Annotated in this window: 11 protein-coding genes; 4 read left to right on the plus strand and 7 right to left on the minus strand. The window is 71.0% G+C overall.

The annotated features are described in order from the left end of the window. Nucleotides 1–102: 102 nt before the first annotated feature. Nucleotides 103–1,953 (minus strand): AsmA family protein, encoded by a 1,851-nt coding sequence (locus QE452_RS16570; RefSeq protein WP_309659190.1) that lies wholly within the window; start codon nucleotides 1,951–1,953, stop codon nucleotides 103–105. Between the two features lie 56 nt (nucleotides 1,954–2,009). After that, on the minus strand, nucleotides 2,010–2,171 hold the full coding sequence (locus tag QE452_RS16575) for a DUF1674 domain-containing protein (protein WP_309659189.1): 162 nt from the start codon (nucleotides 2,169–2,171) through the stop codon (nucleotides 2,010–2,012). 99 nt (nucleotides 2,172–2,270) lie between these two features. On the opposite strand from QE452_RS16575, the gene QE452_RS16580 reads away from it, so the two are divergent. From QE452_RS16580 to purH, 4 genes are all read left to right on the plus strand, one after another. Continuing rightward, nucleotides 2,271–3,587: an RsmB/NOP family class I SAM-dependent RNA methyltransferase gene (locus QE452_RS16580; protein WP_309659188.1), complete on the plus strand. Its 1,317-nt coding sequence runs from the start codon at nucleotides 2,271–2,273 to the stop codon at nucleotides 3,585–3,587. 10 nt (nucleotides 3,588–3,597) lie between these two features. Beyond that, nucleotides 3,598–4,272 carry a ribulose-phosphate 3-epimerase gene (gene rpe, locus QE452_RS16585; protein WP_309659187.1) on the plus strand — a complete coding sequence of 225 codons (675 nt, stop codon included), beginning with the start codon at nucleotides 3,598–3,600 and terminating at the stop codon, nucleotides 4,270–4,272. 20 nt (nucleotides 4,273–4,292) lie between these two features. Beyond that, nucleotides 4,293–6,032: a heparinase II/III family protein gene (locus QE452_RS16590; protein ID WP_309659412.1), complete on the plus strand. Its 1,740-nt coding sequence runs from the start codon at nucleotides 4,293–4,295 to the stop codon at nucleotides 6,030–6,032. A gap of 117 nt (nucleotides 6,033–6,149) precedes the next feature. After that, a complete protein-coding gene (purH, locus tag QE452_RS16595; RefSeq protein ID WP_309659186.1) occupies nucleotides 6,150–7,760 on the plus strand; it encodes a bifunctional phosphoribosylaminoimidazolecarboxamide formyltransferase/IMP cyclohydrolase in 1,611 nt (536 codons plus the stop codon). A 73-nt stretch (nucleotides 7,761–7,833) separates the two neighbouring features. Here purH and QE452_RS16600 read toward each other — a convergent pair whose 3' ends face one another. The 5 genes from QE452_RS16600 to nadB form a co-directional block, all read right to left on the minus strand. Then, nucleotides 7,834–8,115 carry a hypothetical protein gene (locus QE452_RS16600; RefSeq protein ID WP_125994500.1) on the minus strand — a complete coding sequence of 94 codons (282 nt, stop codon included), beginning with the start codon at nucleotides 8,113–8,115 and terminating at the stop codon, nucleotides 7,834–7,836. A 63-nt stretch (nucleotides 8,116–8,178) separates the two neighbouring features. Next, on the minus strand, nucleotides 8,179–9,693 hold the full coding sequence (locus tag QE452_RS16605) for a lipopolysaccharide biosynthesis protein (RefSeq protein ID WP_309659185.1): 1,515 nt from the start codon (nucleotides 9,691–9,693) through the stop codon (nucleotides 8,179–8,181). A 16-nt stretch (nucleotides 9,694–9,709) separates the two neighbouring features. Next, a complete protein-coding gene (gene polA, locus QE452_RS16610) occupies nucleotides 9,710–12,478 on the minus strand; it encodes a DNA polymerase I (protein ID WP_309659184.1) in 2,769 nt (922 codons plus the stop codon). 42 nt (nucleotides 12,479–12,520) lie between these two features. Beyond that, nucleotides 12,521–13,648 (minus strand): class A beta-lactamase, encoded by a 1,128-nt coding sequence (bla, locus tag QE452_RS16615; RefSeq protein WP_309659183.1) that lies wholly within the window; start codon nucleotides 13,646–13,648, stop codon nucleotides 12,521–12,523. A 176-nt stretch (nucleotides 13,649–13,824) separates the two neighbouring features. Continuing rightward, the gene (nadB, locus tag QE452_RS16620) at nucleotides 13,825–15,420 is read right to left on the minus strand and encodes an L-aspartate oxidase (protein WP_309659182.1); all 1,596 of its coding nucleotides are present in this window, start codon (nucleotides 15,418–15,420) and stop codon (nucleotides 13,825–13,827) included. Nucleotides 15,421–15,468: the final 48 nt, after the last annotated feature.

Below are 15,468 nucleotides of genomic sequence, written 5' to 3' on the forward strand. Positions count from 1 at the left end.
CAATCCATGGCGTCACGCGCGCGGCGGTGGATTGCTTGGCTGCGCTCGCAATGACGGTTGGGGTCAGGCCGATGTCATCCGGCCCTGAGAATTGAGGACCGCCTACCGCAGCGCCCGCGCCGACAGGCCTGCGCAGTCGGCGTCGGTGGCGGTGGGGCCGTTATGGCCGGTGATCTTGCGGCCGATCGCCTTCAGGATGTTGCCGGCCGAGCGGACCTCGGGCGGGACGGTCAGTTGCGGGTTCTGGATCGTGCCGCGCAGATAGGCCTGGCCCGGAATGCGGAGCAGCGCCGATCCCTTGGGCGCGCCGTGCAGCGTCAGCGCCAGCCGTTCGTCAGGGAAGTGGATCGTGCCGTCGCCCCGCAACTGGCTGACGGCGGTGTCGATCACCAGCGGGTCGGGGCGGGCGGTGCCGCCCTGCATCGTCAGCCGCGTGACCAGGCAGCGCAGCGCGCTATGGTCGTCGCTGCCCGCCAGCAGCGCGCGGCCGGCGTCGAAACCCAGAGCGGCGGCGTAGCGGGCCGGCAACTGGCCCTGGCGCACGGTGAAGCCGATCGTGCCGCTCGACCGGCCGACCGCCGCGCGGATCGTCTCGCCCGTGCCGGTCAGCCGCACCCGCGCCGCCAGCTTGCCGGTGAAGGCGCCGCCCGCCGCGAACGCACCGACATCGCCGCCTGCCAGATTCAGGTCGAGCGTCAGCGTCGGCGCGGGCTGGCCGCGCCGCTGGTCGACCACCGCGCGGCCGGTGATCCGTCCCTGCGCCAGGTCGAGCCGGAGCGGCGCCAGCGTCAGCAGCCGGTGGTCGAGCGTCAGCACGCCCGCCAGCCCCTCGACCGGGGGCGAGGAACTGCCGACGATCCGTCCGACCTTGAAGGCGAGCCGGCCATCGGTCGAATCGATCTTGCCGATGTCGATCCGGGTATTGGGCACCAGGCGCGGGCCGATCCGCGCCTCCAGCGCCGCCGCCTCCGCCCGCCCCTGTGCGGAGGTCAGGTCGTTGAAGTCGAACGCCTTGCTGGTGAAGGCGCCATCGATCTTCGACCGCCCGTCCACCTTGTCGACCGTGACATGGCCGGTCAGGTCGGACCGGCCGATCGTACCGGTCAGGCCGGTGACGACCCAGCGGTCCGGATCGTGGCGCACCCGCGCTTTCAGCGTGACGGGGCGGGTGTGGAACAGGCCGGCCTCGATCACCGTGTCGATCCGCTTCAGATCGTCGCCGCGCGCGGTCACGGCGATGTCCATGCGGGCGGGGTCGAGCGGCCGGTCCATCCGCCCGGTCGCGGTCATCGCCAGCCGATCGCCCTCGATCCGCGCGGTGAAGGGCCAGGGCTGGCCGCTGGTCGGTGCCGGGCCGGCCAGCGCCAGCCGCACCGGCGCGCCCGCGACCGTGCCGGTGCCCTGCGCGCGCAGGCCGGTCACCGGATCGGCGGTGAGGGTGAGGCGCGCCGTCCGGTCACGCTTGGCATCGGCATAGCGGATCACCGCATCGCGGACGGTCAGCGTGCCGAGATCGGTGCCGCTGTCCTGCTCGCCGCCCTTGGCCTCGGGCGCGTCGGGGGATTGCCAGTTGGTGCGGCCGGCCTTGTCGCGCGCGAAGGACAGCGCCACGCCGCTGGCGACGATATCCTGCGGGCGGACGCCGCCGCGCAGCATCGTCCAGATCGGCAGGCGGAATTGCAGGCGGTCGATCTTCACGAAATCGCCGGGACCGGCCCAGTCCGCCTGGGGGATGCGCAGGTCGCGGACGGCGATGAGCGGGCGGAAGCCGAAATAGTCGGTCCGCTCCACCGATCCGATCGTCACCGGCCGGCCGAACCGCCGGCTCGCCTCGCGCTCGACCAGCGGCCGCAGCCAGCCCCAGGGAAAGGCGGCGACCAGCAGCAACAGCAGAAGGAGGAGCCCGATCAGCGCCGCCGCGACGATCCGGCGACGACGCCCGGTATGATCCATATCAGGCTCGACGCGTAAGCCCTGCCGATCGTTCCGCTTGCGTCAGGAGTGCAGACTTAAAAATCCACCGCGATTCCCTTGAGTTCCCAGTCCCCATAGCGGACCGGATCGCGCCCCAGCGGATCGTCCTGGCGCTCGGGCGCGGGGCGCGGCTGCGGCACCGGCGGATTGGGGGAGAGATATTCGGGCGGTTTGACGTGGTCGGGACGCTGGCCCATGGCTGGCTCTCACATGTATCGGGCGGGATGTCGCCCATATAGGGTCGCGGTCCACCGGGCGCGAGGCCCGCTTATTCCAAGAACGGTTGCTTCACGATCATGCCGAAACCGCCCGCTTCCCCACGCCAGCCCGATCCGCTGGGCACCGCCACCCGCCGCGCGTCGCTGCGCCTGCTCGACGCGGTGCTGCGCCGGGGCGAGCCGCTCGAATCGGCGCTGGCCTATGCCACCCGCGCGCTGCCCGGCGGGCCGGACCGGGGCCTGGCCCATGCCATCGCGGCGGAGACGCTGCGCCGCCTGCCCGATCTCGACGCGCTGATCGACAGCGCGACGCGCCAGCGCCTGCCCGACGATGCCAAGGCGCGGTTCGCGCTGCGCATCGCGCTGGCGCAGGTGCTGGGGCTGGGCACGCCGCCGCATGCCGCGATCGCGACGGTGCTGCCGCTGGTCGATGGCGGCCCGCGCAAGCTGGTCCATGGCGTGTTTGGCACGCTGATGCGCCAGGGCGTGACCCTGCCGGAGGTCGCGCGCCTGCCCGATTCGGCGGCGGCGCGGTGGGAGATGCACTGGGGCATGGCGATGGTCGAGGCGGCGGAGGCCGCGATCGCCGCGCCGCCGCCGGTCGACCTGTCGCTGCGCGATCCCGCCGCGACGGCGGACTGGGCGGAGCGGCTGGACGGCGTCAGCCTCGCCCCCGGCCATGTCCGGCTGGGCCCGGATCACGCGCCGATCCCCGACCTGCCGGGCTTCAAGGAGGGGGCCTGGTGGGTGCAGGACATCGCCGCCTCGCTGCCCGCCAGGCTGATCGGCACGGGGGAGGGCACGCTGCTCGACCTGTGCGCCGCGCCCGGCGGCAAGACGCTGCAACTCGCTGCCGCCGGCTGGCGGGTCACGGCGGTCGACCAGTCGGAAAGTCGTCTGGCGCGACTTTCGGACAATCTCGACCGCACCGGCCTGTCCGCCGAGGTGGTGCGCGCCGACCTGCTCGACTGGACGCCGCCCGCGCCCGCCGACGTGGTGCTGCTCGACGCGCCGTGCAGCGCGACCGGCATCTTCCGCCGCCATCCCGACGTGCTCTACCGCGTCCGCCCCTCGGTCATCGCCGAGATGGCGGAGATGCAGGGCAAGCTGCTCGCCCGCGCCGCCGACTGGGTGAAGCCGGGCGGCACCCTGGTCTATGCCACCTGCTCGCTGGAGCCGGCGGAGGGGGAGCGGCAGCTGGCCGCGTTCCTCGAATCGCGCAGCGACTACGCGCTGGTCCCGCCCGCGCCGGCGGCGTTGCCGGAGGATGTGGCGGCCGATCCGCGCGGCTGGCTGCGCACCGGCCCGGCGATGCTGGCGGATCGGGGGCGGATGGACGGCTTCTTCATCGCGCAGCTGACGCGCACGCTTTCGTCGGGCTCCGGCGTTCGCTAACAGGGCCGCCATGTCGACCCGCGCCCCCCGTCCCGTCCGCATCGCCCCGTCCATCCTGTCCGCCGACTTCGCCCGGTTGGGCGAGGAGGTCCGCGCGATCGACGCGGCCGGCGCGGACTGGATCCATATCGACGTGATGGACGGCCATTTCGTGCCGAACATCAGCATGGGGCCGGCGATCGTGAAGGCGATCCGGCCGGTCACGACCAAGCCGTTCGACGTCCACCTGATGATCGCGCCGGTCGACCCCTATCTGGAGGCGTTCGCCGAGGCCGGGGCCGACTGCATCACCGTCCATCCGGAGGCGGGGCCGCACGTCCATCGCACGGTGCAGACGATCAAGGCGCTGGGCAAGCGCGCCGGCGTGGTGCTCTGCCCGGCGACGCCGGTCGACACGCTCGACTATCTGATCGACCTGGTCGACCTGGTGCTGGTGATGAGCGTCAATCCGGGGTTCGGCGGGCAGCATTTCATCGACAGCCAGCTCGGCAAGATCGCCGCGATCCGCGCGATGATCGACGCCACCGGCCGCGACATCGACCTGGAGGTGGATGGCGGCGTCGATCCGGTCCATGCGCCGCGCTGCATCGCCGCCGGGGCCGATGCGCTGGTCGCGGGCACCGCCGCCTTCCGGGGCGGGCCGAGCCAATATGCCGCCAATATCGCGGCGCTGCGCGCCGGGTGAAACGGCCCGCGTTCGACGCGATGCTCCGGCCGCGTTCCAGCGATGACGTGCCGATCGACGGGGTGGAGGAGGGCAAGCGCCTAGTCCGCGCCGCCGGGGGCGGCACCCCGTCGCTGGCGGAGCGGGTGGCGGAACGGTTGCGGTCCTTCACCTGGGCGGCGCCGCTCCACGGCCTGCGGCTGAACGGCCGCCAGCCAGTGCGGCTGGTGGCGGTGCCGATCGACCCGATTCCCGGCGACGTGGCGCGCGGCAAGGCGATGCTGGCCGGGCAGATCAATTATCTGGGCGAGGCGCGCGACCTGGCGCGGCTGGACCTCGCCAAGCCCGACTGGACGCCGGGGTTCGACCAGTATCTGCACGGCTTCGACTGGTTGCGCGACCTGGCGATGGCCGGTTCGCTGTCGCAGGGCGTGCCGGTGGCGGAGGCGCTGATGAGCCGCTGGCTGGCGCGCCATGCCGACAAGCCGGCCGATCCCGCCTGGTCGCCGGCGCTGTGGGGGCGGCGCATCCTGTTCTGGACGGCGCACGCGCCGCTGATCCTGTCGTCGACCGACGTGGTGTACCGGGCGCAGCTGCTCAACACCCTGGCGCGGGGGGCGCGGCATCTGGACCGCTGGGCCGACAAGGCGGTGGCGGGGACCGGCCGGATCGCGGCGTGGAGCGGCATCATCGCCGCCGGGCTGCTGATCCCCGGCGGCGAGCAACGCCGGGCCTTTGGCGAGCGGGGGCTGGCCCGCGCGCTGGCCAGCGGCACCTTCGGCGATGGCGGCGTGGTGTCGCGCGGCCCGGCCGACCTGCTGGAGGCGGTGATGCTGCTCGGCATGGTCCGCGCCTGTTACGAGGCGCGCGGGCTGGAGCCGCCCGAGCTGATGCGCGCCGCCCTGTCGCGGATGGTGCCGGCGCTGCTCGGCGTGATGCATGGCGACCGTACCCTGTCCTGCTGGCAGGGCGGCGGCCCCTCGACCGAGGCGCATGTCGCCGCGGTGATCGAGGCGAGCTGCATCCGCACCCGGCCGCTGCGCCAGTCGCGCGACTGGGGCTATCAGCGGCTGGCGGCGGCGGGGGCGGTGCTGATCGTCGACGCCGCCCCGCCGCCGATCGCGCGGCTGGCGGCGGGGGGCTGCGCCTCGACGCTGGCGTTCGAATTCTCCGACGGGCCGGACCGGCTGGTGGTCAATTGCGGCGGCGCGCGCGACCATGTCGTGCAACTGCCCGGCGGTCTGGCGGAGGGGCTGCGCACCACCGCCGCGCATTCGACGCTGACCTTGGCCGACAGCAACTCCACCGCCATCCTTTCCGACGGCACGCTGGGGCGCGGCGTCACCGAGGTCGAGCTGTCGCGCCAGGAATCCGAGGGGGCGAGCCGGATCGAGGCGAGCCATGACGGCTATGCCGCGCGCTGGGGCTTCCTCCATCGCCGCCAGTTGCTGCTGACCGGCGACGGGCGCGAGCTGCGCGGCGAGGACGCCTTGCTGCCGGCGGGCAAGCGCCGGCCCGGCGCCGACACCGCCTTCACGCTCCGCTTCCATCTGGGGCCGGGGGTGGAGGCGACGCCGGCGGCGGAGGGGCCGGCGGTGATGCTGCGCACCGCGAATGGCGCGATCTGGCAGTTCCGCTGCAAGGGCGGCACGCTGTCGATCGACGACAGCCTGTGGATCGACGGGCAGGGCCGGCCGGTCGGTATCCGCCAGCTCGTGATCGTCGGCCAGGCCACCGGCGGCGGCGCCCATGTCAGCTGGGTGATGAAGCGGGCGGCGTGATCCGGACCGGGGCGACGATCCCGGTATAAAATCGGATCGCGGGGGCTTGGGTGCGGCCGTTCCTAGCGTGTAAGGCCGCCGCAACCGTTCCTTTCCCCATCCCCCCGAGGATATTCCATGACCCCTGTCGCCGTTCCCGCCCCCGACATCGTCGCCGTCCGCCGCGCGCTGCTGTCGGTTTCCGACAAGACCGGCATCGTCGACTTCGCCCAGGCGCTGAGCCAGCATGGCGTCGAGCTGGTGTCGACCGGCGGCACCGCCAAGGCGCTGCGCGATGCGGGGCTGACCGTGATGGACGTGTCGGAGCTGACCGGCTTTCCGGAGATGATGGACGGCCGCGTCAAGACGCTGCACCCCAAGGTGCATGGCGGCCTGCTCGCGGTGCGCGACGATGCCGGCCATGCCGCCTCGATGCAGGATCACGGCATCGGCGCGATCGACCTGGTCGTCGTCAACCTCTACCCGTTCGAGGCGACGGTGCTGCGCGGCGCGGAGCGCGACGAGGTGATCGAGAATATCGATATCGGCGGCCCGGCGATGGTCCGCTCCGCCGCCAAGAACCATGGCTATGTCGCGATGGTCACCGACCCGACCGACTATCCGGTCGTGATCGCGGAGATCGCCGCCGGCGGCACGACGCATGCCACGCGCAAGCGGCTGGCCGCCCGCGCCTTCGCCGCCACCGCCGCCTATGACGCGGCGATCGCGCAATGGTTCGCCTTTGCCGACCAGGGCGAGCATTTCCCCCAGACGCTGCCCATGGCCTATACCCGCCATGCCGACGAACTGCGCTATGGCGAGAATCCGCACCAGTCGGCGGCGCTCTACATGCCGCGCGGGCCCCATGGTCGCGGCATCGCCCAGGCCGAGCAGTTGCAGGGCAAGGCGCTGTCCTACAACAATCTGAACGACGCGGACGCCGCGCTGGAGCTGGTCAGCGAGTTCCGCGACGGCCCGCCGACCGTGGTGATCGTCAAGCATGCCAACCCCTGCGGCGTCGCCACCGCCGACACGCTGCTGGAGGCGTACAAGGCCGCCTTCGCCTGCGACACGGTGTCGGCGTTCGGCGGCATCATCGCCTGCAACTGTCCGCTGGACGAAGAGACGGCGGAGGCGATCTCCGGCATCTTCACCGAGGTGGTGGTCGCGCCCGACGCCAGCGACGCGGCCAAGGCGGTGTTCGCGCGCAAGAAGAACCTGCGCCTGCTGCTGTCGGGCGAACTCCCCGATCCGGAGCGTCCGGGCCTGGCGCTGAAGTCGATCGCTGGCGGGCTGCTGCTCCAGTCGCGCGACGGCGGCCGGCTGACCGACGAGATGCTGAAGGTGGTGACCAAGCGCGCGCCGACCGCGCAGGAACTGGCGGATTGCCGCTTCGCCTGGACGGTCGCCAAGCACGTCAAGTCGAACGCGATCGTCTATGCCAAGGGAAATTCCACCGCGGGCATCGGCGCGGGCCAGATGAACCGGCTGGAGTCGGCGCGCATCGCCGCGTGGAAGGCCAAGGATGCCGCCGACAAGGCGGGCTGGGCGGAGCCGCGCACGATCGGCTCGGCGGTGGCGTCGGACGCCTTCTTCCCCTTTGCCGACGGACTGCTCGCGGCGGTCGAGGCAGGGGCGACGGCGGTGATCCAGCCGGGCGGCTCGATCCGCGACGAGGAAGTGATCGCGGCGGCCGATGCGGCCGGGCTGGCGATGGTCTTCACCGGGATGCGCCACTTCCGCCATTGATGGCCGGTCCCGTGCGCCTGCGTCCGCAGGAGCACGGGCCGTGGCGGCGGGACGTCCCGCCGCCACGTCACGATCAGCGCAGCTTCTCGCTGCCGTTGATCAGCGCGTCCTTCTGGCTCTCGCTCATCGCCTGCGCATTGACGTCGGCGGCGTCGATCGCGTCTTCCTGCCGTTCGCCGCTCTTGCGCACGGCCTTGGCCTGATCCTCCAGATTGTCGGCCTGCGCCTCCAGCGCGTCGGCGCGATTGTCGGCGGCCTGCTCGACCCGGTCGCCGAGCTTGTCGTCGCCCTTGCCACCGCAGGCCGACAGCGCCAGCGCTGCCGCGACGGGCAGCAGGAGTGCGATCTTCTTCATTCTATTCCATTTCCTGTTGGTTGATGCGGATCAGGCTACGCACCAGCCCCCCAGGTCGTTCCGTCAGCGTATCGGCGCACCGACATTGGGCAGGGTCGCATCGTCGCCCGACGGCACGCTGCCGAACAGCGTCCGGTCCGCCGGACCGAAGGCGTAGCGCCACAGGATGAACAGATAAAGGCCCGCGATCGCCGGCACGCCGAACAGCAGTTCCGCCCATTCCAGCCGGCGCGGCAACAGGGTGAAGGCGCCGCCGACCACCGTCGCCGCACCCGCCGCCCACAGGATCGGCCAGCGGAAGGGCGAGACGGGCGCGGACAGGATGCGGCGGAGCAGCCGCGCCTTGATCAGCGAGGTCAGCCCCACGCTGGTCATCAGCGCCACCGCCGGCCCTGCCGCCTGCCATGTCGCCGGCCAGTCGAGCGCGCGCATCAGGAAGATGAAGCCGAAGCTCAGCCCGATCTGCACGACCAGCATCACCACCGAGATCGCCAGGTTGCGATGCCGCGCGGTGTAGACCAGCGCCGACTCGCACACCGCGCCGGTCGAGGCGAACACCTCCGCGAACAAGAGGAAGGCGAGGGAGGCGGTGCCCGCGACGAATTGCGGGCCGACGATGCCCATCACCGCCTCGCCCGGGATCGATCCGGTCAGCGCCAGGCAACCCTGGGCGGCGATGATCCAGAAGGCGACCTGGCGCACCTGGCGCGCCACCGCTGCGCGATCGCCGATCGCCAACGCGCGGGTGATGACCGGACCCAGCACGGGGTCGAAACTGGTCTTCAGCTTCTGCGGCAGCGAGGCGACCTGCTGCGCCATGTAATAGATGCCGACGATGCCGGGGGTGAAAACCAGCCCCAGGATGAAGCGATCGACGTTGCGGCTGCCCCATTCCAGCGCGTCCGCCCCGGCCAGCGGCGCATTGGCGCGCGCCAGCCGGGCGAGCCGGCCGAGCTGCGGCCGCCAGCCATGCGGCAGGCCGTAGCTGCGCAGGAACGGCACGATCGAGGCGAGCAGCGCCGCCGACATCGACGCGACATAGGACAGGACCAGCCCGTCTCGCGTCGTGACGAAGGAGAAGATCCAGGCCGCGCCCGAGATCGTCCACGGCTCCACCACCGCGCGCGCCGTCACCGCCGCCTTGACGTTCAGCCGATAGGCCAGTGCGGCCAGGCTGACGTCGGACCAGGCGATGGCGATCACGATCAGCGGCAGCCAGCGGTCCAGCCCGACGATCGGCGAATTGGGATAGAGGAGCTGCGGAAAGGTCCATAGCACCGCGCTGGCGATCAGCGAGGCGACCAGCGCCAGCGCCATCGCGTCCCACACGACATGCACGTGCGGCCGGTCGGTCGCAGCCAGCGCCTGCGCCAGGCCGCGCTTCATGCCGAGCGTCGCGAGCAGCGCCGCCAGCTCCACCACGACCACCGCGATGGCGAAGCGCCCGACCAGGTCGGGGCCGTAGAGGCGGCCGGCGATGAACAGGAACGGGATGCGCGCCGCTAGCCGCAGGATGAAACCCGCGACATTGGTCCGCCCGCCCTTGGCGAGCGCGTCGATATCCTGAGGATCGGCCATCAGCGTCGGGCCGCGCTCAATGCGCCGCGCCCCAGGACAGGCCCGTGCCGATCTCGACGCCCAGCGGCACGCTGAGCGTCACCGCCGGCTCGGCCGCGCGCTCCATCACCTCGCGGATGACCGCGCCGGCCGCCGCCACGTCCGCCTCGGGCAGTTCGAACACCAGTTCGTCATGCACTTGGAGCAGCATCCGGACATGGCCCAGGCCCGCCGCCGCCAGCGCCGGCTCCATCCGCACCATCGCCCGCTTGATGATGTCGGCGCTGGTCCCCTGGATCGGCGCGTTGATCGCGGCGCGTTCCGCCCCCTGGCGCTCGCCCTGGTTCTTCGACTTGATGCGCGGGAAATGCGTCTTGCGGCCGAACAGCGTCTCGGTGAAGCCATGGTCGCGGACCTGGGTCAGCGTCTCCGCCATATAGCGGTTGATGCCGGGGAAGCGCTCGAAATAGCGGTCGATCATCGCCTGCGCCTCGTCCGCCGACACTTCCAGCCGTCCCGCCAGGCCCCAGCGGCTGATGCCGTAGAGGATGGCGAAGTTGATCGTCTTGGCGCGTGCGCGGGTGTCGCGATTGACCTCGCCGAACAATTCGGTCGCGGTCAGGCTGTGGATGTCGTCGCCATTGGCGAAGGCCGCCTTCAGCGCCGGCACATCGGCCATATGCGCGGCCAGCCGCAATTCGATCTGCGAATAGTCGGCGGCGAGCAGCACGTTGCCCGGCTCCGCCACGAACGCCTCGCGGATCTGGCGGCCGATCTCGGTGCGGATCGGGATGTTCTGGAGATTGGGTTCGGTCGAGGACAGGCGCCCGGTCTGCGCGCCGGTCAGGCTGTAGCTGGTATGGACGCGGCCGGTCTTCGGGTTGATCTGCGCCTGGAGCGCGTCGGTATAGGTGTTCTTCAGCTTGGTGAGCTGGCGCCAGTCGAGCACCTTGTGGACGATGGCGCTGCCCTCGCCCTTTTCCCGGGCCAGCCGCTCCAGCTCGGTCACGTCGGTCGAGTAAACGCCCGACTTGCCCTTGCGCCCGCCCTTCAGCCCCAGCCGCTCGAACAGCACGTCGCCCAGCTGCTTGGGGCTGCCGATGGTGAAGGGGCCGCCGGCCAGCGTGTGGATCTCCGTCTCCAGCCCGGCGATCTTGCCCGAGAACTCCTCCGACAAGGCGGCGAGGCGGGCGCGATCGACCTTGATGCCGTGCCGCTCCATCCGCGCGATCACCGGCACCAGCGGCCGGTCGACCATCTGGTAGACGCGGGTCGCGCCCTCCACCGGCAGCCGCGCCTTGAACCGGTTCCACAGCCGCAGCGTCACGTCCGCATCCTCGGCGGCGTAGCGGGTCGCGGTCTTCAGATCGACCTCGTGGAAGCCGAGCTGCTTCTTGCCGGTGCCGACCACCTCCTTGAAGGCGAGGCAGCTGTGCGACAGGTGCGTCGCGGCCAGTTCGTCCATGCCGTGCCCGTGCAGGCCCGCATCCAGGTCGAAGCTCATCACGATCGTGTCGTCATGCGGCGCCACGGCGATGCCGCGCTCGCCCAGCACGATCATGTCGAACTTCAGATTCTGCCCGATCTTGAGGACGGACTCGTTCTCGCACAGCGCCTTGATCCGCTCCAGCGCCGCGTCGACCGGGATCTGCACCGGCACCTCGGCCAGCAGGTCGCTGCCGCCATGGCCGAGCGGGACATAGCAGGCGCGGTTGGGGGCGAGCGCCAGGCTGACGCCGACCAGCGCCGCCTGGGTCGCGTCGGTCGAGCTGGTCTCGGTATCGATCGCGACATGGCCCTGGTGCACCGCCTCGGCGATCCACTGGTCGAGCGTGTCGAGATCCTGCACGGTGACATAGCCGTCCAGGTCGCAGGCCGGCTCGTCCGGGATCGGCGCATCGGTCGCCGGACCGGCGGCGGGCGCGGCCGGGGCGTCGGCGATCTGGCCCAGCTTGTTGATCAGCGAGCGGAAGCCGTGATGCTCCAGGAACGCGCGGAGCGGCGCATCCGGGATCGACGGATGCAGCGCCAGTTCCTCCAGCGGCGTCGGCAGCGGCGCGTTGCACTCCAGCGTCACCAGCCGCTTCGACAGCCGGGCATTGTCGGCATGGTCGATCAGATTGTCGCGCAGCTTGCCCTTCTTCATCTCGGGCGCGGCGGCGAGGACGGATTCGAGATCGCCATGCTCGACGATCAGCTTGGCGGCGGTCTTGGGTCCGATGCCGGGGACGCCGGGGACATTGTCGACGCTGTCGCCCATCAGCGCCAGCACGTCGCCCAGCTTCTTCGGGCCGACGCCGAACTTCTCCTCGACATACGCCTCGCCCAGCCGGCGGTTGTTCATCGTGTCCAGCATGTCGAGGCTGCCATCCTCGACCAGCTGCATCAGGTCCTTGTCGCCCGACACGATCGTCACCTGCCAGCCCTCGGCCAGCGCGGCGCGGGCGTAGCAGGCGATCAGGTCGTCCGCCTCCAGCCCCGCTTCCTCGATGCAGGGCAGCGAGAAGGCGCGGGTGGCGTCACGGATCATCGGGAATTGCGGGACCAGATCCTCGGGCGGCGGCGGCCGATGCGCCTTATACTGGTCGTAGAGTTCGTTGCGGAACGTCTTGGACGACTTGTCCAGCACGATGGCCATATGGGTCGGGCCGTCGGCGGCGTTCACCTCGTCGACCAGCTTCCACAACATGGTCGTATAGCCATAGACCGCGCCGACCGGCTCGCCATGCTTGTTGGTGAGCGGCGGCAGCCGGTGATAGGCGCGGAAGATATAGCCGGAGCCGTCGACGAGATAGAGATGAGGCATCGCGATCGGGCCTAGCAAACTCCGGCGCGGGCGGGGAGCGCCTTATTGCAAGCTATTGAGTCCGGCCGCATTTGACGGATGCGCCTGGACATATTGGGTGAGCGCGGCGGCGGCGGCCTGGATCAGCATCTGGCGTTCGCGGATCGGCCGGGTCGAATCGCCGATCATCACCGCCAGCGCATAACGCCGGCCGTCCGGCGCGGTGAGCAGCCCGACATCGTTGAAGCCGGCATTGCGCGCGCCGAGATCCTGACCGGTGCCGGTCTTGTGCGCGATCTTCCATCCCGGCGGCAAGGCGGCGCGCAGGCGGGCGCGGCCGGTCACCGAACTGGCCATGGTGTCGAGCAGGATGCGCGTCGAGGTCTCCGACAGGATCTCGCCGCGCGCCAGCCGGGCGAGCGCATCGGCGATGGCGAGTGGTGCGGCCCCGTCCGGCGGGTCGGCGACATAGCGGTCGAGCGCCGCCTTGCGCGCATCGGGCGACAGGCGCGACCGCGCGATCTGGAAGGCGTTGCCGATCGCATAGGCCGGCTGCCAGGTCAGCCCGGCGGTGCCCGCCTGCAACTGCCGCTCGCCGGGGCCGAAGCGGATCTCGCCCAGCCGCTTGGCCTGAATCATCCGCCGGACCGCCGACGGGCCGCCGACCAGGGTCAGCAGCCGGTCGTTGGCGGTATTGTCGCTCTGCGTCAGCGCGCGGGTCAGCAGCCCGCCGACCGTCGTCTTGTACCCGCCCGCCTTGACCAGAAAGGCGATCGGCTGGTGGAACAGCGTCAGGTCCTCGGGCCGCACGACGATCGGATCGTCCAGCCGCACCCGTCCCTGGTCGCGCTGGTCGAGCACGGTCATCGCCACCCACAGCTTCGACACGGATTGCTGGGGCAGGCGCTGGCGGGCGGTGTGCTCGACCGTCCAGCCATCGTCGACCGCGCGGATGGCGATGCCGAACCGGCCCTTGAAGCCGGCGGCGATCGAATCGATCCGGGCCTGCAATTCGCGCGGGCGATTGGCCGCGGCGCGGCGCGGCGTCGGCGGCGGCATCGGGATGGAGACGGACACCTGTTCCTCGCGCGACGGCGCACGGCTGCTGCCGCCCGGACGCGTGCCGGAACCGCAGGCGGCCACCGCGCCGCCGATCAGGGCCAACAGGGCCAATGCCCTTGGAAAAGTCATGCGCTTGAGAAGATCCACCACCGCCGTGCCTGATCATTATAGGCTGGCGGGCGGGGGAAAAGGGGCTTTTCCCGTCCTGCGACGAAACGGGACGGGGGCGCGGCGGGCGGAGGATCGACGCTGGAGCACGAGGCCGGGCGGTCTGCGCGGTTCAAAGGGGGCCGTCTCCGCCGACCTCACGGCACCAGGATCGTGTCCCTCGCCTCGGGCAGCATCTCGGGATAGTCGAGCGTATAGTGAAGGCCTCGGCTCTCCTTGCGATGGAGCGCCGAGCGGACGATCAGGTCGGCGCTCTGGAGCAGGTTGCGCAGCTCGATCAGGTCGGGCGTGACGCGGAAATGGCCGTAATAATCCGCCACTTCCTCGGTCATCAGGCGGATGCGGCTGGCGGCGCGCTGGAGCCGCTTGGTGGTGCGGACGATGCCGACATAATTCCACATGAAACGGCGGATCTCGGTCCAGTTCTGCTTGATCACGACCTCTTCGTCCGAATCGGTCACCCGGCTCTCGTCCCAGGCGCGGATCAGCGGCGGCGGGGGCAGATCGTCCCAGGCCTGCGCGATGTGCGCGGCGGCCGATTCGCCGTACACGAAACATTCGAGCAGCGAGTTGGACGCCAGCCGGTTGGCGCCGTGCAGCCCGGATTGCGTGCACTCGCCCGCCGCATAGAGGCCGGGCAGGTCGGTGCGCCCGTCGCGGTCCACGACGATGCCGCCACAGGTGTAATGCTGCGCCGGCACCACCGGGATCGGGGCGCGCGTCATGTCGATGCCCAGGCCCAGCAGCTTGTCATAGATGGTCGGGAAGTGGGAGCGGACGAAGTCGGCCGGCTGGTGGCTGATGTCGAGATGGACGTAATCCAGCCCCAGCCGCTTGATCTCATGGTCGATCGCGCGCGCCACGATGTCGCGCGGGGCCAGTTCGGCGCGCGCGTCGAAGCGGGGCATGAACCGCTCGCCCCCGCCGGGCACGCCCTGCGGTAGCAGCAGGTGCCCGCCCTCGCCGCGCACCGCCTCGGTGATGAGAAAGTTCTTCACGTCGAGATCGTAGAGGCAGGTCGGATGGAACTGCATGAACTCCATGTTCGACACGCGCGCGCCGGCCCGCCACGCCATGGCGATGCCGTCGCCGGTCGCGCCGCGCGGCGCGGTGGAGAAGAGATAGGTGCGCCCCGCGCCACCGGTCGCCAGGATGGTGGCGCGCGCGGTGTAGAGCGCGACCCGGCCGCTGCGCCGGTCGACCGCATAGACGCCCCAGACATGGCCCGCGCCCGAATAGCGCTCTTCGTGCCGGCTGGTCGCCAGGTCGATCGCGACCTGATCGGGCACCAGGGTGATGTTGGGATGCGCCTCGGCCGCGCGTTGCAGGGCCTCCTGCACCGCCCAGCCGGTGGCGTCGGCGACATGGACGATGCGGCGATGCGAATGGCCGCCCTCGCGCGTCAGGTGGAGCGCATCGCCCTCCATCGCGAAGGGGACGCCCAGTTTGCGCAGCCGCTCGATCGCGGCGGGCGCGCGCTCGACCACGAACTCGACCGTGGCGCGGTCGTTCAGGCCCGCGCCCGCGACCATCGTGTCCTCGATATGGCTGTCGAACGTGTCGCCCGGCTCCAGCACCGCTGCGATGCCGCCCTGCGCCCAGGCGGTCGAGCCCTCGTTCAGCGCGCCCTTGGCCAGCACCGTGACCCGGAACCGCTCGGCCAAGTTGAGCGCGGCGGTCAGCCCCGCCGCGCCGGAGCCGACGATCAGCACATCGGATCGGTGACCGCTCATGCGGAGGGACTTTCGGACGAGGGAGCGGGCGCGCGCGACGGGTTCATG

This window comes from Sphingomonas sp. SORGH_AS_0438, from assembly GCF_031453475.1.
Classification (GTDB): Bacteria; Pseudomonadota; Alphaproteobacteria; order Sphingomonadales; family Sphingomonadaceae; genus Sphingomonas.